We start from the raw sequence: 25,069 nt of genomic DNA on the forward strand, positions 1-25,069 counted from the left end.
GTGCAAGCGTGGATGATCCCGATCGGCGCCGCGCTGGCGGGCGGCCTGGTGGTCGCGGCGGTGGCCGCGATCGTGTGTCGCATCGCGCGAGCACGGCTCGTTGCCGCGCTGACGCGCGAAGCCGGGGCGTTGCGCGCCGCGCTCGGCGCGGCCGATGCACGGGCCGATGAAGCCGTTGCCGCACATGCCGAAGCGGCGCAGGCGTGGGCGCGCCGCGAAGCGGCGTTCGAGGAGGCGCTGGCGCGCGAGGCGGCCGGCACCGGCGAGCAGCGCGACGCGCTGCAGGCGCTCGCGGCCGAGCGCGCCGCGCTGTCGCAGCATGCGACGAAGCTCGCCGACGAAGCCGCGCGGCTGCGCGGGCTGGCCGGCACGTTCGAACGCTGGCACGAGCAGATGATCTCGCTGACCACGCAGAACCAGGACATGCGCACGAAGAACCAGGAGCTGTCGGCGATCGTCGCGCACGTGTCGATCGTGTCGCTGAACGCGTCGATCGAGGCCGCGCGCGCGGGCACGGCCGGGCGGGGCTTCTCGATCGTGGCGAGCGAGGTGCGCGGGCTCGCCGCGCGCTCGCAGCAACTGTCGAACAGCTATCGCGACAGCCTGAATCGCAACGATCTCGTGACGGCCGCGACGTTCCAGGACATCCAGGCCGGCGGCAAGATGATCACGGCCGCGCTCGCGACGGTCGAGACGCTGGCCGGGCAACTGCATGCGCGGCTCGAGGGAGCGGCGGCGTGATCAGCGCGCAGGCCCGGGCCGGTTTCGAGCGGATCTTCTTCGATGCGGCGCGCACGCGGCTCGCGTCCGGCGGCGCGTGCGAAATCAGGCCGGCCGCCGGCGATGCGCACGACGCGTCGCACGATCCGTCACGCGCGAAATCGCGCGCGACGCCGAAGGTTACCGAACACGTCGCAGTGCTGACGATCTCGGCGCTGCATTTCCGGCTGCTGCTCGCGCTGCGCTTTCGCGACGACGGACCGACGCGTCGTCATTTCGCCGCGGCGATGCCCGGCGCGAGCGCGCAGCGGCCGCTGCCCGAGGCGTTCATGGAAGTCGCGAACCTGTGCTGCGGCGCGATCAACCAGGCGCTGACCGCGCCGTTCCCCGATCTCGGGATGTCGACGCCTTACCTGTTGAGCGGCGCGAGCGTCGACTACCTGCCGGCGCTGAATCCCCATCACGTGGCCGCGTACGACGTGACGCTCGACGGCGACGTGCGGATCGGCGCGACGCTGTGCGTGTGCGCGAACGCGCCGGTCGATTTCCACGTGCCGGAAGCGGCGAGCGTGGACACGGGCGGCGAGCTCGAACTGTTTTGACCGATTGTGAGGAAGGACTCCGCGAGATGACCGTAGACCAACCCGTCAGCAAGGTGCTCGTGCTCGACGACAGCCGCGCGCATGCGGCGACGATCAAGCGCTTCTGCGACGAGCACAACCTGGTCGGCCTGACCGTGCGGCGCAACCGGCTGCTGAAGGTGCTGCGCTCGAACATCGATCTCGGCGCGATCCTGCTCGCCGAGGACTACGGCGGCTCGCCGGACGAAAGCGCGATCATCGCGACGCAGATCGATGCGCTGCGGCCCGAGCTGCCGATCATCCTGCGCCGCGCGTCGAATGCGTCGCGCGACGGGCTGCCCGATGCGTTCGCGCGCGTCGCGTGCGCGGCCTACGTCGCCGACGACCTGACGCCGCTCAAGCGCGCGATCGACGAATACCTGTTCGGCCGCGACTACCCGAACGCGCTCGTGCGCGGCATCGCGGAGATCACCGAGGCGCGGCTCGACAGCCTGTTTCCGGGCCTCGCGATCGAGCGCGACACGCCGTGCATCGTGCGCGACCAGATCATCTTCGGCGAGGTGTTCAGCCTGATCGCGCTGGAAAGCGCGTGGTGCCGCGGCTACATGCTGCTGCAGACGAGCGAGCAACCGCTGCTCGACATGATCGGCGGCACGCGCGACGACGGCCGCGCACCCGATTTCCGCGACGTGAACAACGTGCTCGGCGAGTTGACCAACCTCGTGTGGGGCGCGTTCAAGAACCGCTATCTCGGCGACGCGGAGGCGCTCGCGCGCCATCCGGTGCAGGTGCCGCTCGTCGTCAATCACAAGCAGAAATTCATTTCGTTCGGCGGCGACTGTCCGCAGCTGTGTTTCAAGTACCGGATGACCGACCCCGAGTCGGGACGATCGGTGCGGCTCGACCAGCGTTTCGTGTTCAGCCTGAGCTGGTCGCCGGAGGATTTCCGCGAATCCGTGCAGGACGTGGGGCCGATGGTCGAGTCGGGCGAACTCGAACTGTTTTGAATGTTGAAGTCAGCAACAAGGAAAGGGGAATACGGCATGGCAAAGATTCTGGTGGTCGACGATTCGGGCACGGTGCGTGACGAGGTCGCGGGGTTCCTGCGCAATCACGGGCTCGACGTCGCGACGGCGGTGGACGGCAAGGACGGGCTCGCGAAGCTCAAGGCGACGCCCGGCGTGCGCCTCGTGATCAGCGACGTGAACATGCCGAACATGGACGGCCTGACGATGGTCGAGAAGATCCGCGGCGAGCTGGCGAATACGTCGGTCAACGTCGTGATGCTGACGACCGAAAGCAGCCCGGCGATGAAGGAGCGCGGCAAGGCCGCCGGCGTGAAGGGCTGGATCGTGAAGCCGTTCAAGGGCGACGCGGTGCTCGACGCGCTGAAGAAGCTCGCGGGCTGAGCACGCACGCGGGGGATGCATCGCCGTCGAGCGGCGATCGATGGGCAGCCTGGGTGGCCTTCGCTTCACGGTGCGGTGACGTGCAAGCCGGCTTCGCGGCCGGCTGGTCGGCCCCGCTGGACGCCGCGCGCAATGTGGAGGACGATTCGTGATCATGTCGATCGCGAATCCGGGCGCGTGCCGCCCGTGCTGCCGGCGCTGCGGATTCGCGCCCGATCGAACCCCGTCGAGCGGAGCATCATGGAATCCCGTCACGAAACACCCGAGCCGATCCTGCTGCGCGACGTGCGCGACGGCGTCGTCACGCTGCGGCTGAACCGGCCGCAACAGTTCAACGCGTTGTCGGAGGCGATGCTGGCGAGCCTGCAGGACGCGTTCGATTCGCTGGCCGCCGATCCGCACGTGCGCTGCGTCGTGCTCGCCGCCGAGGGCAAGGCGTTCTGCGCGGGCCACGACCTGCGGCAAATGCGCGCCAAACCCGAACTCGATTACTACCGCACGCTGTTCGCGCAATGCAGCCGCGTGATGCTCGCGATGCGCGCGTTACCGGTGCCGGTGATCGCACGCGTGCACGGCATCGCGACGGCGGCCGGCTGCCAGCTCGTCGCCGCGTGCGATCTCGCCGTCGCAGCGGACACCGCGCGCTTCGCGGTATCCGGAATCAACGTGGGGCTGTTCTGTTCGACGCCTGCCGTCGCATTGAGCCGCAACGTGTCGGCGAAGCGCGCGTTCGACATGCTCGTCACCGGGCGTTTCGTCGATGCGGCGACGGCGGCTGCCTGGGGGCTCGTCAACGAGGCCGTGCCCGAGGATGCGCTCGACGCGGCCATCGCGCGCAAGGTCGCGGAGATCGTCGCGAAGAGCCCGGCGGCGGTGCGCTACGGCAAGCAGATGTTCTACCGGCAGCGCGAACTGCCGCTCGACGACGCGTACGCGTTTGCGGGCGACGTGATGGCGCGCAACATGATGGAAGTGGACGCCGGCGAGGGGATCGACGCGTTCCTGGAGAAACGCAAGCCGGTGTGGCGTTCGTAGCGCGGCGGCCGCGCGTGCGCCTTGCCCGCGCCAGCGCTTTTTGCACGTTGCAAAAGCAGACGGGCCGCTGGTAAAGCGGCCCGCGCGCTGATCCGGATGCGCGGCGACAGCGCGCGGGCCGCCGCATCCGCGCCGGGCATCAACGCCCGTAGCTGCCCGTGCGCAGCGCCGGCTGCATCGTCGACGCGCCGGGCGGCACGGTCACGACCGGCACGCGGCGCGCGAGTGCGCACATCAGCTCGTAGCCGATCGTGCCGCTGGCTTCCGCGACGTCGTCGACCTTCACCCGATCGCCCCACAGCTCGACGCTCGAGCCGATGCCCGCGTTCGGGCACGGCGTCAGGTCGACGGTCAGCATGTCCATCGACACGCGGCCGACGACGCGCGTCGTCACGCCGTCCACCGCGATCGGCGTGCCGGTCGGCGCGTGGCGCGGATAGCCGTCCGCGTAGCCGCACGCGACGACGCCGATCCGCATCGGCCGGTCTGCCGTGAAGCGACGGCCATAACCGACCGTTTCCTCCGGCGCGAGCGTCTGCACGCCGATGATCTTGCTCGTTAGCGTCATCGCGGCCACCAGCGGCGTGTCGGCGATGTGCCGCGACGCGCCGGTCGGCGACGCGCCATACAGGATCGTGCCCGGCCGGACCCAGTCGCGATGCGCGCGCGGATGCCACAGCACGGCCGCCGAATTCGATGCCGAGCGCTCGCCCGGAATTCCGGCCGTGGCCGCATCGAATCGATCGAGCTGCCAGTCGACTTCGCCTTCGTCGGCGTTCGCGAAATGCATCATCAGCGTGATCTTGCCGATCGACGGCGCGGCCGCCGCGCGTTCCCACGCGGCGCGGAATGCGTCGGGCCGGTAGCCGAGCCGGTTCATCCCGGAGTTCATTTTCAGCTGGATGTCGATCGGCTGCCGGGGCTTCGCGGCGATCAGCAGATCGAGCTGCGCGTCGCAGTGCACAGCCACCGTCAGCCGATGGCGATCGGCCAGTTCGACGTCGTCCGGCTCGAAGATCCCTTCGAGCAGCAGCACCGGCTTGTCCCAGCCGAGGTCCCGCACGCGCACGGCTTCGTCGAGATCGAGCAGCGCGATGCCGTCGGCGGCCGCGAGGCCCGGATAGATCCGCTCGATTCCGTGACCGTATGCGTTGGCCTTGACCACGGCCCATACGCGCGATTGCGCGGCGGTGCGGCGGATGAAATCGAGGTTGTGGCGGACGGCGTCGGGACGGATATGGGCGACGATGGGACGGGGCATGGGCGGGCTCGGGTCGAAAGTCGTTCGGCGCACGCGGCGGCGCGGCGCGGGTAAGCAGGCTGGCGCGGCAACACGCCAAGCCAGTGTTGAGCGCTATCTTATTGGTGTTCGACCAGTTTTAATTAACGTATTTGTCGGCGATTTGGTGGAATTTTTTGTACCGGATCCATGCCGTCACTGCCTTCGGCAGGCGGTTTTGCCGAGTCTCCCGTCTAGAAAACCGGTGCGCGAACCGCCCGGCGCAATGCTAAGCTCTGCGCGACCGTGTCATTGATCAATGTAATCATAAAGGAGGAGACTTTGATGACGACGTCCCAGATCTGCCTGTTCATCGTGGCGCTGTTGCCGTTCCCGATGACGTTCCTGGCCAAGGCCCGCAAGGGCTACGACAACCGCGCGCCGCGCGAGTATCTGGCAAGGCTCGAAGGCTGGCGCGCGCGGGCGCAGGCCGCGCACCAGAATGCGTGGGAAGCGCTGGCGCTGTTTACGGCCGCACTGGTCGTCGCATGGCACAGCGGCGCGAACGCGCATCACGTCGATCAGCTCGCGATGGGGTTCGTCGCGCTTCGCGTCGTCTATGTGCTGACGTACCTGCTGAACTGGGCGTCGCTGCGCTCGCTCGTGTGGTTCGCGGGGATGGCCTGCGTCGTCGCGTTGTTCTTTGCCGCGCCGTGACGAGAGGATGAACGGGCGGCCCCGGCGCGGGCCTGGCGCGCGGGTTCGCTACGCACCGCCCGCGCCGCGCGCGTGACTGTCGTTGGATGCGGGCGCAACGATCTTCGCGAGCTGGAACGGTGGTGCATCGGCTTCGCGGCGCAGGAACGCGATCAACGGATCGAGCAGCCGATGCCGTGCCGACGGATTGCGGCGCAGCACGAAGCGCCATGACGCATCGCGTGCGAGGCCCGGCACCAGCGGCACCAGGCGGCCGCTGCGCAGTTCGGGCTCGATCAGCGGCACGCGCCCGAGCGCGATGCCCGCGCCGCCCAGCGCCGCGCCGATCACCTGACTGAAACTGCTGTAGCGGACGATCTTCGTTTCGAAGTCGTCCGGCAAACCGAAGTGCACGGCCCAGTTGCGCCAGTCGATTTCGGGGCTGTCCTCGTGCATCTCCTGCAGCAACCGCGAGCGGCATACATATCCCGATGCATGCGGATACAGTTCGGGACTGCAGACCGGAAACACGGTTTCGCGCAGCAACACGTCATCGTCGTCGCGCAGCCGGTGCGCGGGCACGTGCACGATCGCGAGATCGACGCCGCTGCGCGCGAAATCCGGTTCGTCCTCGACCACGACGGCATGCAGCGGCGTTTCGGGATGCAGCGACGAGAACTCCGCGAGGCGGCGCGCGAGCCACATCGACGAAAACGGCGCGTTGGCGGACACCGTCAGGCGTTGCGCGGTGGTGCCGCGAATCTCGTCGCACGCGTCGGTCAGCTTCGACAGCGCGTCGCTGACGGCCGGCAGCAGGCGGGCGCCCGCTTGCGTGAGGCCGATGCCGCCGAGCCCGGTGCTGCGCTCGAGCAGGCGGGCGCCCAGCGATGCCTCGAGCGCGCGGATCTGGTGACTGACGGCGCTCGTCGACACGTTCAGCTCGGCCGCCGCGCGCGCGAACCCGCCAAGGCGGACGGCCGCCTCGAAAGCACGCAGCGCGCTGAGGGGAGGAAGGTGCGACATGCGGGGTATTGTAGTTGACTCAACACCCGTTGAAAAATCATCTTTTGCCGCGCGTCGGGTGCGCGGGTAGCCTTGGTCCGGTCAATCGAATCACAACCAAAACCGACCGGAGGGCTTCATGTATTTCGACCGACGACTATGGGCGATGATGGCCGGAATGCGCTGGCGGGTTGCCGCCGCGGTTGCGCTCGGGCTGCTCGCGATGAGTGTCGGCATCCTGCGTTTCGTGTTTCTCGGCCGCGTGCTGGCGCTCGTTTTTGCCGGCGCGCCGGCGCGCGATATTGCGGAAACCGTCGCCGCAACGGCGGCTTGCGTGCTGCTGCGTGCATGGCTCGATCATCGTCGCACGGTGCTCGCGCAGCACACGGCCGGGCGCGTGCAGTCCGCGCTGCGCGCGCGGCTGTTCGACCGGATCGCCGCGCTCGGCCCCGCCTGGTTCAGCGGCGAGCGCACGGGCGGCGTGATGCTGGCCGTCGTCGACGGCGTCGAGCAACTGCAGACCTTCTTCGGCGTCTACCTGCCGCAGCTCGTGATCGCCGCGTGCGCGCCGGTCATGATCTTCGCGGTGCTCGCGTGGTGGGACGTGCCGACGGCCGCGATCCTGCTGGTCGCGGCGCTCGTCACGCTCGCGCTGCCGCAATTCGTGCATCGCGCCGACCGGCGCGCGGCGCTCGCACGCTCGGCCGCGTTCAAGGCGTTCGGCGAGGAGTTTCTCGACGCGGTACAGGGCTTGCCGACGCTGAAGGCGTTCGGGCAAAGCGGTGCGTTCGGCGCGAAGCTGGCGGCCAAGGCGCGCGCGCTGTCCGACAGCACGTTCTGGGTGCTCGCGCTCGGGCTGCTGACGCGGCTCTTCACCGATCTCGGCACCGGCCTCGGCGCGGCGGCGGCGATCGCGGTCGGCGCATGGCGCGTGCGCCATGGCGACATGAGTCTCGAGGCGCTGCTGATCGTGCTGATGGCCGGCAGCGAAATCTTCCGGCCGCTGCGCGACCTGCGCGGCGTGCTGCACCAGGGGATGATCGGCCAGTCGGCGGCGAACGCGATTCACGCGCTGCTCGACGCGGGCGGCGACGCACCGCCCGCGGTCGCATCGCGCGTGCCGCACGTGCGGCCGGAGATCGTGTTCGACGGCGTCAGCTTCGCGTATCCGGGGCGTCGCGCGGACGCGCATGCGTCGCTGGGCTTCACGGTGCGCGAAGGCGAGACGGTCGCGATCGTCGGCCCGAGCGGTGCCGGCAAGTCGACCATCGTGCGCCTGCTGCTGCGCCAGCACGATGCGCAGGGCGGCACAATCCGCATCGGCGGCCACGACGTGCGCACGCTCGACGCCGAACAGGTGCGCGAGATGATCGCGGTGGTCGCACAGGACGCGACGCTGTTCGACGGCAGCGTCGCCGACAACCTGCGGCTCGGCCGTCCCGATGCGAGCGACGCGGACATGATCGCGGCCGCGCGCGCCGCCAACGCGCACGATTTCATCTCGGCGTTGCCCGACGGCTATGCGACGCGCATCGGCGAACGCGGGCTGATGCTGTCGGGCGGTCAGCGCCAGCGGATCGCGATCGCGCGTGCGCTGTTGCGCGACGCGCCGATCCTGCTGCTCGACGAGGCGCTGTCGTCGGTCGATGCCGAGAACGAGGCGCTGATTCAGCAGGCGCTCGACCGGCTCACGCGCGGGCGCACGACGCTCGTGCTCGCGCACCGGCTGTCCAGCGTGATCGGCGCCGATCGGATTCTGGTGCTCGACCACGGGCGGGTGGTCGACGAGGGCACGCATGCGGCACTGATCGCGCGCGACGGCCCGTATCGCCGGCTGATGGGGCCGCAGCTGGAGGCCGCCGCCGAAGCCGTCGGCATGGCCGCGACCGCCGGCGGCGCGGGCGCACGCGCCGCGTCGGGCCCGCAGGTCAGGCCGCTGAACGACGATGCGGCGACCATCGGCTGGCCCGAAACGTTGCGCGCGCTGCTGCGTTTCGTCAGTCCGTGGAAGGGCAAGGTCGTGCTGACCGTGCTGTTCGGAATCGGTCGCGTGCTCGCGTTCATCGGCGTCGGCGTGATCGGTGCGCTGGTGGTCGGCGGCGTGTCGACCGGACACGCGAACGGCGCGCTCGTCGCGGCGCTGCTCGTCGTCGCGCCGGTCGCGGCCGTGCTGCACTGGCTCGAATCGTGGCTCGCGCACGACATGGCGTACCGGCTGCTCGCCGAGATGCGCATCGCGCTGTTCGCGACGCTCGAACGGCTCGCGCCGGCCGGGTTGCTGCGCCGCCGTTCCGGCGACCTGGTCGCGCTCGCGACGCAGGACGTCGAGACCGTCGAATACTTCTACGCGCATACGCTCGCGCCGGCGTTCGTCGCCGTGCTGGTGCCGGCCGGCGTGCTGGCGCTGCTCGCGTCGGTCGCATGGCCGCTCGCGCTGGCGTTGCTGCCGTTCCTGCTGTGGGCCGGACTGGCGCCCGTGCTGGCGCGGCGCGACGTCGACCGGCTCGGCACCGGTGCCCGCGAGGCGCTCGGCCAGCTCGGCGCGCATCTGACCGAAACGATCCAGGGGCTGGCGGAACTGACCGCGTTCCAGGCGCTCGCGCGGCGGCGTGCCGCGTTCGTCGCGGAAGCCGACGCGTACGGGCAGCAGCGCGCGAAGCTGCTCGACGACCTGTCGTCGCAGAGCGCCGCGCTCGAAGTCGCGAGCGGGCTCGGCGGGCTGGCCGTCGCTGCGCTCGGCGCGCTGCTGTGCGCGCGTGGCTGGTTCGCGCACGAATCGTTGCCGCTGCTGGTGCTGGTCGCGGTGGCCGCGTTCATGCCGGTGGCGGAGATCGGCCAGGTCGCGCGGCAGCTGGCCGACACGATCGCGTCGACGCGGCGCCTGCGCGCGCTCGAGAAGGAGCCGGTGACGGTCGTCGACGGCACGCACGCGCTGTCCGGCAACGCGACCGTGCGGTTCGAGGAAGCGGGTTTCACGTACCCGGGACGCGGGGTGCCGGCGATCGATCGCGTGAGCTTCGAGGTGCCGCCCGGCAGCACGGTCGCGCTGGTGGGTGCATCGGGTGCAGGCAAATCGACCGTCGCGAGCCTGCTGCTGCGCTTCTGGGATCCGCAACACGGGCGTGTGACGCTCGGCGGCACCGAATTGCGCGACCTGCGGCTAGACGATCTGCGCCGGCACATCGCGCTCGTCGCGCAGGACACCTATCTGTTCAACGATACGCTCGAAGCGAACATCCGGCTTGCCGCGAACGATGCATCGGACGAGGACGTGCGGCGCGCGATCGATCAGGCGGCGCTCGGCGATTTCGTCGCGCGACTGCCGGACGGGCTCGCGACGCGGGTCGGCGAGCGCGGCGTGCAGTTGTCCGGCGGGCAGCGCCAGCGCGTCGCGATCGCGCGCGCGTTCCTGAAGGATGCGCCGGTGCTGATCCTCGATGAAGCGACTTCGCATCTCGACACGATCAGCGAGCAGCAGATCCGCGCGGCGCTGGAGGACCTGATGGCGCAGCGGACGTCGATCATCATCGCGCACCGGTTGTCGACAGTCCGCAACGCGGACACGATCCTCGTGATCGAGCACGGCAGGATCATCGAGGCGGGCACGCATGCGGCGCTGATCGCGCGGCAGGGCGCGTATGCGCGGCTGGTCTCGCATCAGGCGAGCGGGGTGGCGGCGTGACCGACGGCGCTTCGAGGCCGTGCCGAACGGCGTTGTCGCTCGCGGTACACGCCGTTCGTTGAGCCGCGCCGGCGGTGGCCGGCATCACGATCGCCGCGGCGTCGGCGCGCAACGGGGCCCTCCGGTCGCGCCGAATTGCCGGGCGTTCCGCGCTTCCACGCCATGCGCCCATCCGCGCACACCTTTCCTCCGATCAATCCCGCCCGTGCGGCTCGGGTTTGTCTCGATTCATTTTCATGTTGAGTATTTTTTTGTTGTCGTAGTATCCGTGTTGACAACACTTGTTGCACTAATGTCTAATTCAACATCGCATGTTGCGGTGCGGCTTGATGTCGTCGTTCCCCGGCCAGCCGGCCGGTTACATCGCTCAACCATGCGGAGAAAAGTCATGAGTCGCCGTTCCTTCCTGAAAGCCGTCGCGGTGGTCGCCGCGCTCGGCGCCAGCATCGCGCACGCGGATACCAGGACGCTCGTCGTCGGGACCGATACGTCGTTCATGCCGTTCGAGTTCAAGCAGGGCGACAAGTACGTCGGCTTCGATCTCGACCTGTGGGCGGAGATCGCGAAGGACCAGGGCTGGAAATACACGATCCAGCCGATGGATTTCGCGGGCCTGATCCCGGCGCTGCAGACGCAGAACATCGACGTCGCGCTGTCGGGGATGACCATCAGGGAAGAGCGGAAGAAGGCGATCGACTTCTCCGCGCCGTACTACGACAGCGGCCTCGCGGCGATGGTGCAAACGGACAACACGACGATCAAGTCGATCGACGACCTGAACGGCAAGGTGATCGCCGCGAAGACGGGCACCGCGACGATCGACTGGATCAAGGCGCACCTGAAGCCGAAGGAGATCCGCCAGTTCCCGAACATCGACCAGGCATATCTCGCGCTCGAGGCCGGCCGCGTCGACGCGGCGATGCACGACACGCCGAACGTGCTGTTCTTCGTGAACAACGAAGGCAAGGGCAAGGTGAAGGTCGCGGGCCAGCCGGTCAGCGGCGACAAGTACGGGATCGGCTTCCCGAAGGGCAGCGCGCTCGTGCCGAAGGTCAACGCGTCGCTCGTGAAGATCAAGGCCGACGGCCGCTACGCGCAGATCTACAAGAAGTGGTTCGGCGCCGAGCCGCCGAAGATGTGAGCGTGACGGCACAGCATGGCGCGGCCGGGCGGCCGCGCCGGTCTTGAATCGGACGGGGAGCGACAGGTGAATTTCGATTGGTCGGCGATCTGGGCGGCGTTGCCGGACCTGATGGACGGGGTCCGGTTGACGGTGTTCATCGCATTTTTCGGGCTGGTGGGCGGATTCGTCGTCGGGATGATCGCGGGCATGTTCCGCGCATACGGACCGAAGGCGATGAACGTGCTCGCACAGGTTTATATTGAACTGATCCGCGGCACGCCGATCGTCGTGCAGGTGATGTTCCTGTATTTCGCGTTGCCGCTGCTCGCGCATATCCGGATCGACGGCCTGACGGCCGCGATCATCGCGATCACGGTGAATTCGGGCGCGTATCTCGCGGAAGTGGTGCGCGGCGCGCTGCTGTCGATCCCGAAGGGGCTGACGGAAGCGGGGCTCGCGATGGGCCTGTCGATGCCGCGCGTGCTGCTGAAGGTGGTCGGGCCGCTCGCATTCCGGCGCCTGATTCCGCCGCTCGGCAACCAGTGCATCGTGAGCCTCAAGGACACGTCGCTGTTCATCGTGATCGGCGTCGGCGAATTGACGCGCAAGGGGCAGGAAATCATTGCCGGCAATTTCCAGGCGGTCGAGATCTGGACCGCGGTGGCCGTCATCTACCTGATGCTGACCGGCGCGATGACGCTGACGCTTCGGCTCGTCGAAAAGAGGATGCGCATCTTATGAGCATGATCGAATTCCAGAACGTGTCGAAGAGCTTCGGCCATGTGCCGGTGCTGAAGCATATCGACCTGAAGATCGATGCGGGCGAGGTGGTCGTCGTGATCGGTCCGTCGGGCTCGGGCAAGTCGACGATGTTGCGCTGTATCAACGCGCTCGAGAAAATCACGAGCGGCGAGCTGCTGGTCGACGGCCAGAGCGTGCGCGGCAACGCGTCGACGATCCGCAATATCCGGCTCGAAGCGGGCATGGTATTCCAGCAGTTCAACCTGTTTCCGCAGATGACCGCGCTCGAGAACGTGATGTTCGGGCCGACCCAGGTACGCGGCGCGTCGCGCGCCGACGCGCGCGACCAGGCGATGGCGCTGCTCGACAAGGTCGGCCTCGAATCGCGCGCGAATCATTATCCGTCGGAGCTGTCGGGCGGCCAGCAGCAGCGCGTCGCGATCGCACGCGCGCTCGCGATCCGGCCGCGGCTGATGCTGTTCGACGAGCCGACGTCGGCGCTCGATCCGGAATTGCGCCACGAGGTGCTGAAAGTGATGCAGGATCTCGCGACCGAAGGGATGACGATGATCGTCGTCACGCACGAGATCGGCTTCGCGAAGCGGGTCGGCACGCGGTTGCTGTTCATGGATCAGGGCGGCATCGCCGAGGACGGCCATCCGGTCGACCTGATCGACCGCCCGCCGACACCGCGCCTGAAGGAATTCCTGAAACACGTGTCCTGAACGAAACCGAATCAACCGACATGCCGCTTTCCCCATCTCCCGTCATCGCCGGCACGCCGTTCGACATCGGCGTGCGCCTCGGCGAGCTTGCCCGCCCCGTGTTCGATGCGTACATGCAGCAGAGCAGCGCATGGCAGGCCGTGCGCCGCTGGCGCGGCCATCCGTTCGTCGCCGCGCTGCGACAGGCCGCGCTGGCCGCGTACCCCGATCTCGTCGCGGAACTGGACGGGATCGCGGCGGGCGTCGGCTGGCCGGCCGAGGACATCTTTCTGTGGAACTGCCGCGGCGAACTGATCCATCGCGCGCCGGACGGCTGCACGACGCTCGCCGGGCGCGATGCGCACGGCACGCGCTGGATCGCGCACAACGAGGACGGCGATCCGTACCTGCGCGAGCGCTGCCTGCTGGTCGACGTGCAGCCGCAAGGCAAGCCGGGCTTCATCAGTTTCTACTACCCGGGCTCGCTGCCCGGGCATACGTTCGCCGCGAACCGCGCGGGCATCGCGCAGGCGATCAACAACCTGCGGATCCGCACGCCGGCACTCGGCGTGCCGCGGATGATCCTCGCGCGCGCCGTGCTCGACGCCACATCGCTCGATGCGGCCGCCGACGTGCTGCGCACGCATGCGCGCGCGAGCGGCTTTCACCACACGCTCGGCGCGACCGGCGATATGCGGCTCCTGAGCATCGAGGCGAGCGTCGCGCGCTGCTCGGTCGTTGAAGTCGCGCGTCTTGCCGGTCACGCGAATCATCTCGTGCATCCGGGATGCGAGGGGGAAGCGCAGATCGTCACGCAATCGTCCGGCGATCGTCAGCGGCGTGTCGATGCGCTGACGCCGGGCATCGACGCGATCGACGAAGCCGCGTTGCTGCGCGTGCTCGGCGACCGCGCACCGGAAGGACTGCCGATCTATCGCGACGATCCGGCCGACCCCGACGACGAAAACACGTTGGCGACCGCCGTGTTCGCGATTCGCGACACCGCGATCGACTTCACCATTCACCAGCACGGCACGCGGCGCTTCGCGTCGCGCATCGTGCCGTCCGCGCACGCGCGCAGCGCGTCCTGATCCATGAGGCAACGCATGACGACCGTTTTTCATCGCGCTCCACGCGCCACCTTGCCCGTCGCCGTTGCAGGCGACGGCATCGAGATCATCGATTCGACCGGCAAACGCTACATCGACGCGTGCGGTGGCGCGGCCGTGTCGTGCCTCGGCCACAGCAACCAGCGCGTGATCGATGCGATCAAGCGGCAGGTGCAGCAACTGCCGTACGCGCATACGTCGTTCTTCACGACGGACGTGGCGGAAGAATTGGCCGACCGGCTCGTCGAGGCCGCGCCGGCCGGTCTCGAACACGTGTATTTCGTGTCGGGCGGATCCGAGGCGATCGAAGCCGCATTGAAGCTCGCGCGTCAGTATTTCGTCGAGAAGGGCGAGCCGCAGCGCCGCCATTTCATCGCACGTCGCCAGAGCTATCACGGCAACACGCTCGGCGCACTCGCGATCGGCGGCAACGCATGGCGGCGCGAGCCGTTCCTGCCGCTGCTGATCGAGGCGCATCACGTGAGCCCGTGCTACGCGTATCGCGACCAGCAGGCCGATGAAACCGACGAAGCCTATGCACAGCGACTGGCTGACGAGCTGGAGCGGAAGATCGTCGAGCTCGGCGCGGAAAACGTCGCGGCATTCGTCGCGGAAACGGTGGTCGGCGCGACGGCCGGCGCGGTGCCGCCGGTGCGTAGCTACCTGAAGAAGATTCGCGCGGTGTGCGACAAGTACGGCGTGCTATTGATCCTCGACGAAATCATGTCGGGGATGGGGCGCACCGGTTACCTGTTCGCGTGCGACGAAGATGGCGTCGCGCCCGACCTGCTGACGATCGCGAAGGGGCTCGGCGCAGGGTACCAGCCGATCGGCGCGACGCTGGTGAGCGATCACATCTACCGCACGATCGTCGACGGCTCGGGTTTCTTCCAGCACGGCCACACGTATCTCGGTCATGCAACGGCCTGCGCGGCCGCGCTCGAAGTGCAGCGCGTGATCGCCGAAGAGAAGCTGCTCGACAACGTGAAGGCGCGCGGCGAGCAACTGCGCGCGTCGCTGCGCGAGCATTACGGCGCGCATCCGCATGTCGGCGACGTGCGCGGCCGCGGGCTGTTCGTCGGCGTCGAGCTCGTGCGCGATCGCGACAGCAAGGCGACGTTCGATCCCGCGCTGAAGCTGCATGCGGCGGTCAAGCGCGAGGCGATGCAGCGCGGCCTGATGGTGTATCCGATGGGCGGCACGATCGACGGCGTGCACGGCGATCACATCCTGATCGCACCGCCGTTCGTGTGCACTGCGCAGCAGATCGACACGATCGTCGAACGGCTGTCCGGCGCGATCGATGCGGCGCTCGCATCGGCCGGCGCGTGAACCTTTATCTCATCGAATCCTCACCATGACGGACAGACTGCCTCCCTTCGATCCCGCATCGGCCACCGACGAGCAGAAGGCCGTGCTCGCCGACATTCTCAGCGGCCCGCGCGGCAACCTGAACGGGCCGTTCCTCGGCTGGATCGCGAGTCCCGAGCTCGCGCAGCATGCGCAGCGGCTCGGCGCGTTCTGCCGCTATCGCACGGGTCTACCGCTGCGTCTGTCCGAGCTCGCGATTCTCGTGACGGCCGCGCGCTGGCGCTCGCAGGCCGAGTGGCACATCCATCATCCGATCGCGCTCGATGCCGGTGTGCCGGCCGCGACGGCCGACGCGATCCGCCGCGGCGTCGAGCCGGCGTTCGAATCGGACGACGATGCGCTGATCCATGCGTTCGCGACCGAGCTGTACGACACGCGGCGCGTGAGCGATGCGACGTTCGCGCGCGCGCAGGCGCGTTTCGGCCACGAGACCGTCGTGAACCTCGTCGCGCTGCTCGGCTATTACGCGCTCGTGGCGATGACGCTCAACACGTTCGCCATGCGCGCGGACGGACAGACTGATTTGCCGTTTCCCGAATAATTGCCGCATGCCGGATTGTGCCGATCGCGTTCATTGCGTATGTCGTTCATACGCGCCGGCGCGGCAAGGTGTGGCGCCGTTTCTCGACACGCGGTGCGTTCCCTGGCTCGCGGTGGTGCAGCGCGAATGGCCGACCTTCCGCGACTTCGATCGTCCGATGCAATATCGCTGGGAGCGATGTCGAACCGTCTGACGATAGGGCGACGCGGTGCGGCAAGGCCGCGCCGCTCTGGGGTCGACATCAATGAAACCAATTGTATTCGTGCGGGATCAGCCGCGATCGCACGCGTATGATGGCTTGTTCACGTCGATAAGATCGGTGAGCAAGCATGACTAGTACCCGTAAGACATTGATGATCGCCGGCGGCCTGCTGGTTGCCGCGGCCGGCACCGGCTACGTGATGCTCCTGCGTGCGGACCACCGCGCGATCGCGGAGGCCGGCATCGGCGACGCCGCGGCGCCTGCCGCCGCCGTGACGGCGGCGAACGACGGCCACACCGCACAAGGCACGATCGCGCCGCCTGCGGCGGTCGCCGTCCCTTCCAAGCATATAGATGAGGCCGTGCCGCAACCAGCGGCCGTACGGCCGCCATCCGCGGCTCCTGCGCGTACGAGCGCGGCGCCGGCATCCGCTGCCGTCGCGCCGGTCGTCGCCGCGCCGGCGCCTCCGGCGAAACCGAGTGCGCCGCCGCCGACCGTCCATGTCGTGACGGTCGAGCCGGAGGTTGCGACCCCGCCGAAAGCCCAGCCCGCTCCGCCGGTAAAGGCGCCGGTACAAGCGGCGCAACCCGTGCAATCGACGCCGCCGGCCCAGGCGACGCAGGCGGCTCGGCCGAGTCAGCAGGCGGAGCAGCCGACCCAGCGCGCGGCGCGCAAGCGCGACGGGCTCGAGCGGCACGCGGCCGCGACTCCCGCGATGAAATCCGAAACGCCTGAAACCGCTGCACTCGTGCGGGAATCGGCAAAGCTCGATCCGTCGTTGCCGCCGCCGCAATACGTGGCGACGCCGAGCGCCGATCGGCAGCACGCGACGACGGGCGCGAATCCGGTCGCTGCCGCGATGACCGATCAACTGGTCAAGCAGTCGAGCAGCTTCAAGGCAGCCACACCGGCGAACGCGGGGCCCGGCATGGCTCAGTGAGAAGGGAGCGGCCGCGCTCGCGCAGCGCCGCTCGATGCAGGATGAAAAAGGGCCCCGCACGCCGACCAGGGCATGCGGGGCCAAGAGACACGAACCTGTGTGGTGCGTCGCGCGTTACGCGGCGATCGCTTCTTCGGCCTGCGGGGCGTCGGCGGCAGCGGGCGTCGCGTCTTGCCGGATCAGGTGATCGAACGCGCCGAGCGATGCCTTCGCGCCTTCGCCCACCGCGATCACGATCTGCTTGAACGGCACCGTCGTCACGTCGCCGGCGGCAAACACGCCCGGCACCGACGTCGCACCGCGCGCATCGACGACGATCTCGCCGTGCTTCGACAGTTCGATCGTGCCCTTCAGCCATTCGGTGTTGGGCACGAGGCCGATCTGCACGAACACGCCTTCGAGATCGACCCGCTTCGTTTCACCCGAACGCAGATCCTTGTAGACGAGCCCGTTCAGCTTGCTGCCGTCGCCGGTCAGCTCGGTCGTCTGCGCCTGCGTGACGATCGTCACGTTCGGCAGGCTGCGCAGCTTGCGCTGCAACACTTCGTCCGCGCGCAGTTGCGCGCCGTATTCGATCAGCGTGACTTCCTTCACGATGCCGGCCAGGTCGATCGCGGCCTCGACGCCCGAGTTGCCGCCGCCGACCACCGCCACGCGCTTGCCCTTGAACAGCGGGCCGTCGCAGTGCGGGCAGTATGCGACACCGCGGTTGCGGTATTCGCGCTCGCCCGGCACGTTGATTTCGCGCCAGCGCGCGCCGGTCGCGAGAATGATCGTCTTCGCCTTCAGCACGGCGCCATTCGCGAGGCGGATCTGGTGCACGTCGCCCGGAATCAGCGCGTCGGCGCGCTGCACGTCCATGATGTCGACGTCGTACTGCTTCACGTGCTGCTCGAGCGCCGCGGCAAATTTCGGTCCTTCCGTTTCCTGCACCGACACGAAGTTCTCGATCGCCATCGTGTCGAGCACCTGGCCGCCGAAACGCTCGGCGACGACGCCCGTCGCGATGCCCTTGCGCGCCGAATAGATCGCGGCGGCCGCACCGGCCGGGCCGCCGCCGACGATCAGCGTGTCGAACACCGGCTTGTTCTCGAGCGACTTCGCGGCGCGGGCGCTGGCGCCCGTGTCGAGCTTCGCGAGGATTTCCTTCACGCTGCTGCGGCCCTGGCCGAACGATTCGCCATTCAGGAACATCGTCGGCACGGCCATGATCTGGCGTGCTTCGACTTCACTCTGGAACAATGCGCCGTCGATCGCGACGTGGCGGATGCGCGGGTTGATCAGCGACATCACGTTCAGCGCCTGCACGACTTCCGGGCAGTTCTGGCACGACAGCGAGAAATACGTCTCGAACGCGTAATCGCCGTCGAGCGCGCGGATTTGTTCGATTACGTCGTCGTCGAGCTTGAGCGGATGGCCGCCCGTCTGCAGCAACGCGAGCACGAGCGACGTGAATTCATGGCCCATCGGGATGCCGGCGAAGCGGATGCCGGTCGGCTTGCCGGGTTCGCCGATCGAGAACGACGGCTTGCGCTCGGCATCGTCGCGGCGTTCGGTTACGGTCACGCGCGACGTCAGCGACGCAATCTCGTTCAGCAGCGCAAGCAGTTCCTGCGATTTCGCGCTGTCGTCGAGCGACGCGACGAGTTCGATCGGGCGCGTGATCTTTTCGAGGTACGCTTTCAGTTGGTTCTTGAGATTGGCGTCGAGCATGGCGTTTCGGATTCCGTATTGATAATTATGGTCGGGCACGTCGTGCCGGAGAAGGGCGCGGGCCGCACGAGGCGGCCCGCATTCGCGTGACGCGCGCGCCTCGTGCGAGGCGCGCGGCGCGAACGTCAGATCTTGCCGATCAGGTCGAGCGACGGGGTCAGCGTTTCCGCACCTGGCGTCCACTTGGCCGGGCACACTTCACCCGGATGCGCCGCGATGTATTGCGCGGCCTGCACCTTGCGCAGCAGTTCGCCTGCGTCGCGGCCGATGCCGTTGTCGTGGATTTCGCACAGCTTGATCTCGCCTTCCGGGTTGATCACGAACGTGCCGCGCAGCGCCATCCCTTCTTCCTCGATCAGCACGTCGAAGTTGCGCGACAGCGTGAGCGTCGGGTCGCCGATCATCGGGTACTTGATCTTGCCGATCGTGTCCGACGTGTCGTGCCATGCCTTGTGCGTGAAGTGCGTATCGGTCGACACGCCGTAGATCTCGACACCCAGCTTCTGGAATTCCGCGTAGCGGTCGGCGAGGTCGCCCAGCTCGGTCGGGCAGACGAACGTGAAGTCGGCCGGGTAGAACACGACGACGGACCACTTGCCCTTGAAGTTCTCTTCGGACACGGGCACGAAATCGCCGTTGTGGTATGCGGTTGCCTTGAACGGTTTGATTTGGGTGTTGATGATCGGCATCTTGCGAGTTCCTTTGCTTGGGTGTTGATGAAGTGTTGCCAGTATCCGGGTTCACCCCAGGTTTGTGAAATTGCTTGTTTCAATCCGCGGCATCGGGAATTTCTATCTGCTTCCGGCCCCCGTCGCGACGGGCCGTCCGGTTGGCCCGTGCCATCCGGGCCGGGCCTTCCGACGGATTTCGGCCGACCGGCGCTTCTGACACATTGGGCGTGCGGGAGGGCGCGGCGCCGGGCGACGGCGACGCAACCCGCGCAAGAGCCCGGCGCCCGTTCGGTACGAACGGCTGCGCGGTCGTCAGACACGCTTCGTCCCACTGCCGCCATGAACCTCTTTTCCGGACGCGCCCTGTGTGCGCTGCTCGCGTGGTTCCGCGAGATCGTCCCCACGCGGCGATGCCTGCATCGGCTCCTGCGCGGTGCGGCCTGCGTATTCGTGACCCTCTCGTGTGTCGCGCCGGCGCTCGCCGTCGAGGCGTCCGCGCCGGCCGCGACGGCGACACCCGCCACCACGTCGACCGGCCTCGTGCAGATGCCCGACGGCCGGCTGCTCGCGCCCGAGTTCGCCCGCATCGTCTCGCGCGGCGCGCTCGTCGTCGCGGTGCTCGGCGTCGATCAGCCGCCGTTCTTCATGTCGCGCAACGGTGTATTGGCGGGCGTCGACATCGATCTCGCCGACGAACTCGCGAAAAAGCTCGGCGTGTCCGTGCAGTTCGACCGCGATGCGCGCACTTTCGACGATGTCGTTCACCTGCTCGCGACCGGGCAGGCCGACGTCGCGATCAGCAAGCTGTCGCGCACGTTGCCGCGTGCGCAGGTGATCCGCTTCAGCACGCCGTACATCAACCTGCGACGCGCGCTGCTGATCAACCGCGTCAGCTTCGCGGAGCTCGCGAAAGGGCGCGCGCTGCCGGAAGTCGTGCGCGATTACCGCGGCACGATCGGCGTCGTCGCGGGGTCGGCCTATGCGGAATACGTGCGCAACGACTTCCCGGCCGCGCGGGTGCGCACGTATTCGAGCTGGCCGGCGACGCTCGACGCGCTGAACGCAGGCGCGGTCACGGCCGTGTATCGCGACGAACTCGCGATCAAGCTGGTGATGCAGGACGACCCGACCGCGCCGATCCGCTTGCGCGTCGCGACCTTCGACGACCTCACCGACGCGCTTGCCGTCGGCGTGCCGGTGTCCACGCCGACGTTGCTCGCGTTCGTCAATCAGTTCCTGGCCGAGCGCAACAAGCGGCTCGACGTGAAATCCTTGCTCGATGCGATGGGTCGCTGACATGAACATGAACGAGAACATCAGGATCATGCCTCGCATCGAGCGGCTGCATGCGTTCGCGATCCATCCGTTGACGGTCTTTGGCAGCCTCGCGCTCGGGATCGTGGCGGGCGTGCTGTGGCCGGCCGCCGCGCCGAAGTTCGACTATGTGGGCCAGGTATACGTCGGCCTGCTGAAGATGACGGCGCTGCCGTTCATGACGGCCGCCGTGATCTTCAGCCTGCAGCGGCTGCTGCGCGACGGCAGCGCGTCGGATCTCGTGATGCGCGTGATCGCGACCTTCGGCTGCGCGTCGGTGTTCGTCGTGGCGGTCGGCGCGGTCGTGCTGGTCGCGATGCGGCCGGGCGAGCATCTGTCGAACGCGACGCTGAAGGCATTCGGCGCGCTGGTCGGCAGCGACGGCGCGGCGAGCGACACCGTGATGACGCTGTACGGCACCGATCCCGCGGAGAAATCGTCGGGCCTTGCCGACATGCTGATCGCGCTGGTGCCCGGCAACTTCTTCGCGGCGCTCGCGAGCGGCGACACGCTGAAGGCGCTGGTGTTCTCGCTGTTCTTCGGTTTCGCGTCGGGACGCGTGCCGGCGAGCATCTCGGCGGCGTTGAGCCAGACGCTGGAGACCGTCTATTTCACGTGTCAGAAAATCATGCACTGGCTCGCGTATCCGACGCCGATCGTGCTGTTCTGCGGTGGCGCCGCGCAGATCGGCACGTCGGGGTTCGGGCCGCTCGAGGCGATGGTCCGGTTCGTCGCCGCGTTCGCCGTCGTCGCGCTCGTGCTGATCGCGGCCGCGATCGTCGTGATCTGGAAACGCTCGGGCGCGACGCTGGCCGAGACGCTCGCCGGGTTGCGCACGCCGTTCGCGATGGCGCTCGCCACGCGCAGCAGCGTGGCCTGCATGCCGAGCATGATCGAGTGCCTGGCCGACGGCTTCGGCTTCGCCCGTGCGCGCGTCGAACTGGTCGTTCCACTTGCCGTGTCGCTGCTGCGCGTCGGGCCGATGGTTTATTACGCGAGCGCGACGCTGTTCGTCGCGCAACTCTACGAACGGTCGCTCGGCCCCGGCGAGCTTTGCGTCGTGCTGGTCGCATCGGTGCTGGCCGGATTCGCGTCGACCGGCACGTCGGGCGTCGTGACGGTGTCGCTCGCCGGCATGGTGTGCGCGGCACTGCACCTGCCGTTCGAGGCTGCGTTCGTGCTGTTCGCGGCGATCGATCCGTTCTGCGAAATATTGCGGACGCTGTTGCTGGTGATCGGCAACTCGGCCGTCGTATCCGCGATCTGCGCGCGGCCGCCGCGCGCGTGAAGGAGGGGAGGCGTCATGGCACTCGTCGGCGTACTGGGGGGAATGGGGCCGCTGGCCACGGTCGACTTCATGCATCGCGTGATTTGCCTGACACGCGCACGCTGCGACCAGGAGCACCTGCCGATGATCGTCGCGAACCTGACGCGAACGCCCGATCGCTCGCGCGCGATCATCGACGGCGGGACCGATCCGCTGCCGGCGCTGCTCGATGGCATCGCGCTGCTGAACCGCTGCGGCGTGGACGTGATCGCGATTCCGTGCAATTCGGCGCATCACTGGTATGCGCCGCTGCGCGAACGCAGCGCGGCGCCGATCCTGCATATCGTCGATGCGTCGGTGGCCGCGTTGCCGGCTGGCGTGCGGCGCGTCGCGGTGCTCGCCACGGGCGGCACGCTGGTGTCGGGTTTTTACCAGGCGGCGCTGCGTGCACGCGGTTTCGAGCCGGTGATGCCGGGCGTGGCCGCGCAGCGCGACATCGCCGCGTGCATCGCGGCGGTCAAGGCGGGGAAGATCGACGCGTCGGTGCGGTGCCTGACGCGCGCGCTCGCGACGCTGGCACGACGGGACGTGGGCGTGGCGGTGATGGGCTGCACGGAAATTCCGATCGCGGCGCGCGCGTTGCGCGATGCACCGTTCGCGTTGGTCGACAGCACGCAGGAGCTGGCGCGCGCGACGGTCGCCCATGCGGTCGAGCGCGGATGGGGGCGGGCGGTGTGACGCATCGGCGGGACGGTGCGCGTGCGGGCCCGCGCGCTTATGCAGCCATCCGCCTGAGCCATTCCGCCAGCCGTCTCGCGCCGTCCGGCATGTCCGTATCCTCGCGCGTGCACAGGTAGTAGTCGCGCCCGTCGTCGAGCGCATGGTCGAACAGCTTCACGAGTTCGCCGCTCGCCAGTTCGCGCTCGACCAGCGGCGGGCGCAGCAGCGCCGCGCCGAGATCCGCGCGCGCCGCGCTCAGCGTCAGTTGCCCGTCCTCGAACATCGGCCCCACCGCATGCGACACATGCCGCACGCCGGCGCCTTGCAGCCAGTTGACCCAGGTGCTGCGATCCTCGTCGTGCACGAGCGGCGCCCGCGCGAGATCGGCCGGCGTGCGGAATGGCCCGTGGCGCTTCAGGAACGACGGGCTGCACATCGGCACCATCGCGCCCGGCAGCAGTCGCTCGCAGCGGTAGCCGGGCCAGTCGCCGGTGCCGAAGCGGATCGACAGGTCGGACGCGTCGCTTCGATAGTTGCGGTGATGCGCATACAGCACGGTCACGTCGACATCGGTGTTGTCGGCGAGGAACGCGTGCAGCCGCGGAATGAACCAGCCGATGCCGAGCAGCGGAATCAGGCTGATCGTGATTTGCCGCAGCGACGACCGGTCGCGCACGAAGCGCGTCGCGCTGCGCAGCACCGAGAACGCGGCACTGATCGAGCGGTAGTAGTCGCGCCCCTCGTCGGTGAGCGCGAGCAGCCGGCCTTCGCGCACGGTCAGCGGCGTCTGGATGAACGCTTCGAGCAGTTGCAACTGGTGGCTGACCGCGGACGGCGTGATGTCGAGCTCGTGCGCTGCCGCCGTGACCGAGCCGAGACGCGCGAATGCCTCGAACGCGCGGACGGCGCGCAGCGGCGGATCGTGCGGCAATTGTTCGATATTTTTCATGTGTCGAATTTTATCGAAAAATCAGGGTAAGCGACAACATGAAAATATCCCGTATTTACAGGCGATTACGTTATTGTGTCGGGAATGGCATAAGCATCCAACAATTGAGTATTTGGGGTGCGGGAGCCGAATATTTAATATTTTTCATGTTTTGATTCGAGTCCCCGATCCCCGCACATGAAAATCGCTTTTCTTCCCGCCAGCCTCGCATTCTCCGCGGCCACGCTGATCGCCGCCGTTCCCGCCTTCGCGCAGTCCGCGCCGCAGACGATCCTGATCGGTCTCGCCGCGCCGCTCACCGGCCCGTCCGCGCGGATCGGCAAGGACCTGCAGAACGGCGCGCAACTCGCGATCGACGACGCGAACGCGACGCATCCGAGCATCGGCGGCAAGCCGGTCGTCTACAAGCTCGTCGCGGCCGACGATCAATCCGATCCGCGCACGGCCGTCGCGGTCGCGCAGCAGCTCGTCGACCAGCACGTGATCGGCGTCGTCGGTCACTGGAACACGGGCTGCAGCGTGCCGGCGTCGCGCGTCTATCGAGATGCCGGCATTCCGCAGATCGCGCCGGCGTCCACCGGCCACCCGTACACGCAGCAGGGCTACGCGACGGCGTTCCGCATCATGGGTCACGACGATGCGGGCGGCAACTTCACCGGCGCCTATGCGGTGAAGACGCTGAAGGCCCAGCGCATCGCGGTGATCGACGATCGCACGTCGTTCGGCGCGGGGCTGGCCGACCAGTTCATCAAGGGCGTGCAGGCGAACGGCGGCACGATCGTCGATCGCCAGTACGTGAACGACAAGACGACCGACTTCAGCGGCGTGCTGACCGCGATCAAGGGCAAGCGCGCGGATCTCGTGTTCTTCGGCGGGCTCGACGCGCAGGCCGCGCCGATCGCGCGCCGGATGCGCCAGCTCGGCGTGAACGCGCCGCTGCTCGGCGCCGGCGGCTTCGTGAGCCAGACCTTCCTGTCGCTCGCGGGCAAGGACGGCGACGGCGTGACGGCACTCGAACCGGGCCTGCCGCTCGACCGGATGCCGGGCGGCAAGGCGTTCGACACGCAGTACCGCGCACGCTTTCACGCGCCGATCGAACTGCACGCGCCGTTCGCGTACGACGCGGCGGCCACGCTGATCGCGGCCGCGCAGAAGGCCGGCACGACGCAGCCGGCGAAGCTGGTCGCGGCCGTGCGCGCGATCGACCGGCCCGGCGTGACCGGCCGGGTCGCGTTCGACGCCGAAGGCAATCTGAAGGACCCGGCATTCACGATCTACCAGGTGCGCGGCGGCAAGTGGACCGTCGTCGACGTGCTCGGCGGCGCGCACCCGGCAACGAAATGACGACGGAGACGAATCC

General features: G+C 68.1%; 23 protein-coding genes. 18 read left to right on the forward strand and 5 right to left on the reverse strand.

From position 1 onward, the window contains the following. The 5 genes from WS45_RS12275 to WS45_RS12295 all read left to right on the forward strand — a co-directional run bounded on the left by WS45_RS12275 (position 1) and on the right by WS45_RS12295 (position 3,745). Complete coding sequence (locus tag WS45_RS12275; protein WP_082721918.1) at positions 1 to 741, forward strand: methyl-accepting chemotaxis protein; 741 nt, start codon at positions 1 to 3, stop codon at positions 739 to 741. Then, a complete protein-coding gene (locus tag WS45_RS12280) occupies positions 738 to 1,322 on the forward strand; it encodes a hypothetical protein (protein WP_059700038.1) in 585 nt (194 codons plus the stop codon). Before WS45_RS12275 ends, WS45_RS12280 begins: the two co-directional genes overlap by 4 nt. Before the next feature lie 26 nt (positions 1,323 to 1,348). Further along, entirely contained in the window at positions 1,349 to 2,308 is a 960-nt protein-coding gene (locus WS45_RS12285) for a chemotaxis protein CheX (protein WP_059700041.1), read from the forward strand. Between the two features lie 36 nt (positions 2,309 to 2,344). Next, the gene (locus tag WS45_RS12290) at positions 2,345 to 2,710 is read left to right on the forward strand and encodes a response regulator (RefSeq protein ID WP_006765703.1); all 366 of its coding nucleotides are present in this window, start codon (positions 2,345 to 2,347) and stop codon (positions 2,708 to 2,710) included. A gap of 240 nt (positions 2,711 to 2,950) precedes the next feature. Continuing rightward, positions 2,951 to 3,745: an enoyl-CoA hydratase gene (locus tag WS45_RS12295; RefSeq protein WP_059700577.1), complete on the forward strand. Its 795-nt coding sequence runs from the start codon at positions 2,951 to 2,953 to the stop codon at positions 3,743 to 3,745. A 139-nt stretch (positions 3,746 to 3,884) separates the two neighbouring features. Here the strand turns inward: WS45_RS12295 and alr are convergent, their stop codons facing one another. Continuing rightward, positions 3,885 to 5,006, reverse strand: a complete 1,122-nt coding sequence (gene alr / locus WS45_RS12300; RefSeq protein WP_059700043.1) for an alanine racemase — start codon at positions 5,004 to 5,006, stop codon at positions 3,885 to 3,887. A gap of 303 nt (positions 5,007 to 5,309) precedes the next feature. Between alr and WS45_RS12305 the strand changes: the two genes are divergently transcribed. Further along, on the forward strand, positions 5,310 to 5,681 hold the full coding sequence (locus WS45_RS12305) for an MAPEG family protein (RefSeq protein ID WP_059700045.1): 372 nt from the start codon (positions 5,310 to 5,312) through the stop codon (positions 5,679 to 5,681). Between the two features lie 48 nt (positions 5,682 to 5,729). Here the strand turns inward: WS45_RS12305 and WS45_RS12310 are convergent, their stop codons facing one another. Further along, positions 5,730 to 6,683, reverse strand: coding sequence for a LysR family transcriptional regulator (locus tag WS45_RS12310; protein WP_059700047.1), 954 nt, complete (start codon positions 6,681 to 6,683; stop codon positions 5,730 to 5,732). 118 nt (positions 6,684 to 6,801) lie between these two features. Here WS45_RS12310 and WS45_RS12315 point away from each other — a divergent pair, with 118 nt between their 5' ends. The 8 genes from WS45_RS12315 (at position 6,802) to WS45_RS12350 (ending at position 17,075) form a co-directional block, all read left to right on the forward strand. After that, a complete protein-coding gene (locus tag WS45_RS12315; RefSeq protein WP_059700049.1) occupies positions 6,802 to 10,344 on the forward strand; it encodes an ABC transporter ATP-binding protein in 3,543 nt (1,180 codons plus the stop codon). 388 nt (positions 10,345 to 10,732) lie between these two features. After that, complete coding sequence (gene glnH / locus WS45_RS12320; protein ID WP_059700050.1) at positions 10,733 to 11,485, forward strand: glutamine ABC transporter substrate-binding protein GlnH; 753 nt, start codon at positions 10,733 to 10,735, stop codon at positions 11,483 to 11,485. Between the two features lie 15 nt (positions 11,486 to 11,500). Continuing rightward, entirely contained in the window at positions 11,501 to 12,208 is a 708-nt protein-coding gene (glnP, locus tag WS45_RS12325) for a glutamine ABC transporter permease GlnP (protein WP_175912039.1), read from the forward strand. Beyond that, positions 12,205 to 12,933: a glutamine ABC transporter ATP-binding protein GlnQ gene (glnQ, locus tag WS45_RS12330; RefSeq protein ID WP_059524930.1), complete on the forward strand. Its 729-nt coding sequence runs from the start codon at positions 12,205 to 12,207 to the stop codon at positions 12,931 to 12,933. The genes glnP and glnQ overlap by 4 nt, the downstream gene beginning before the upstream one ends. Positions 12,934 to 12,953: 20 nt before the next feature. Next, on the forward strand, positions 12,954 to 14,003 hold the full coding sequence (locus tag WS45_RS12335; protein WP_059700052.1) for a C45 family autoproteolytic acyltransferase/hydolase: 1,050 nt from the start codon (positions 12,954 to 12,956) through the stop codon (positions 14,001 to 14,003). A gap of 15 nt (positions 14,004 to 14,018) precedes the next feature. After that, positions 14,019 to 15,353, forward strand: a complete 1,335-nt coding sequence (locus tag WS45_RS12340; protein WP_059524934.1) for an aspartate aminotransferase family protein — start codon at positions 14,019 to 14,021, stop codon at positions 15,351 to 15,353. A 25-nt stretch (positions 15,354 to 15,378) separates the two neighbouring features. Further along, the gene (locus WS45_RS12345; RefSeq protein WP_059689864.1) at positions 15,379 to 15,933 is read left to right on the forward strand and encodes a carboxymuconolactone decarboxylase family protein; all 555 of its coding nucleotides are present in this window, start codon (positions 15,379 to 15,381) and stop codon (positions 15,931 to 15,933) included. Positions 15,934 to 16,262: 329 nt separating this feature from the next. Next, positions 16,263 to 17,075 carry a hypothetical protein gene (locus tag WS45_RS12350; protein ID WP_059700055.1) on the forward strand — a complete coding sequence of 271 codons (813 nt, stop codon included), beginning with the start codon at positions 16,263 to 16,265 and terminating at the stop codon, positions 17,073 to 17,075. Positions 17,076 to 17,189: 114 nt separating this feature from the next. Here the strand turns inward: WS45_RS12350 and ahpF are convergent, their stop codons facing one another. Both ahpF and ahpC read right to left on the reverse strand, forming a co-directional pair. After that, entirely contained in the window at positions 17,190 to 18,788 is a 1,599-nt protein-coding gene (gene ahpF, locus WS45_RS12355) for an alkyl hydroperoxide reductase subunit F (RefSeq protein WP_059700057.1), read from the reverse strand. Between the two features lie 125 nt (positions 18,789 to 18,913). After that, a complete protein-coding gene (gene ahpC, locus WS45_RS12360; protein ID WP_006488685.1) occupies positions 18,914 to 19,477 on the reverse strand; it encodes an alkyl hydroperoxide reductase subunit C in 564 nt (187 codons plus the stop codon). Between the two features lie 321 nt (positions 19,478 to 19,798). Here ahpC and WS45_RS12365 point away from each other — a divergent pair, with 321 nt between their 5' ends. The 3 genes from WS45_RS12365 to WS45_RS12375 are packed head-to-tail and all read left to right on the forward strand — an operon-like array spanning position 19,799 to position 22,778. Beyond that, a complete protein-coding gene (locus WS45_RS12365; RefSeq protein WP_059700060.1) occupies positions 19,799 to 20,755 on the forward strand; it encodes a substrate-binding periplasmic protein in 957 nt (318 codons plus the stop codon). Position 20,756: 1 nt separating this feature from the next. Continuing rightward, a complete protein-coding gene (locus WS45_RS12370; protein ID WP_059700062.1) occupies positions 20,757 to 22,061 on the forward strand; it encodes a dicarboxylate/amino acid:cation symporter in 1,305 nt (434 codons plus the stop codon). A 15-nt stretch (positions 22,062 to 22,076) separates the two neighbouring features. Next, the gene (locus WS45_RS12375; RefSeq protein WP_059700064.1) at positions 22,077 to 22,778 is read left to right on the forward strand and encodes an aspartate/glutamate racemase family protein; all 702 of its coding nucleotides are present in this window, start codon (positions 22,077 to 22,079) and stop codon (positions 22,776 to 22,778) included. A gap of 37 nt (positions 22,779 to 22,815) precedes the next feature. Here the strand turns inward: WS45_RS12375 and WS45_RS12380 are convergent, their stop codons facing one another. Then, positions 22,816 to 23,709: a LysR substrate-binding domain-containing protein gene (locus tag WS45_RS12380; protein WP_059700066.1), complete on the reverse strand. Its 894-nt coding sequence runs from the start codon at positions 23,707 to 23,709 to the stop codon at positions 22,816 to 22,818. A 177-nt stretch (positions 23,710 to 23,886) separates the two neighbouring features. Between WS45_RS12380 and WS45_RS12385 the strand changes: the two genes are divergently transcribed. After that, entirely contained in the window at positions 23,887 to 25,053 is a 1,167-nt protein-coding gene (locus WS45_RS12385; RefSeq protein ID WP_059689872.1) for a branched-chain amino acid ABC transporter substrate-binding protein, read from the forward strand. The last annotated feature ends 16 nt before the right edge of the window (positions 25,054 to 25,069 follow it).

This window comes from Burkholderia sp. RF2-non_BP3, assembly GCF_001522185.1.
GTDB lineage: Bacteria > Pseudomonadota > Gammaproteobacteria > Burkholderiales > Burkholderiaceae > Burkholderia > Burkholderia diffusa.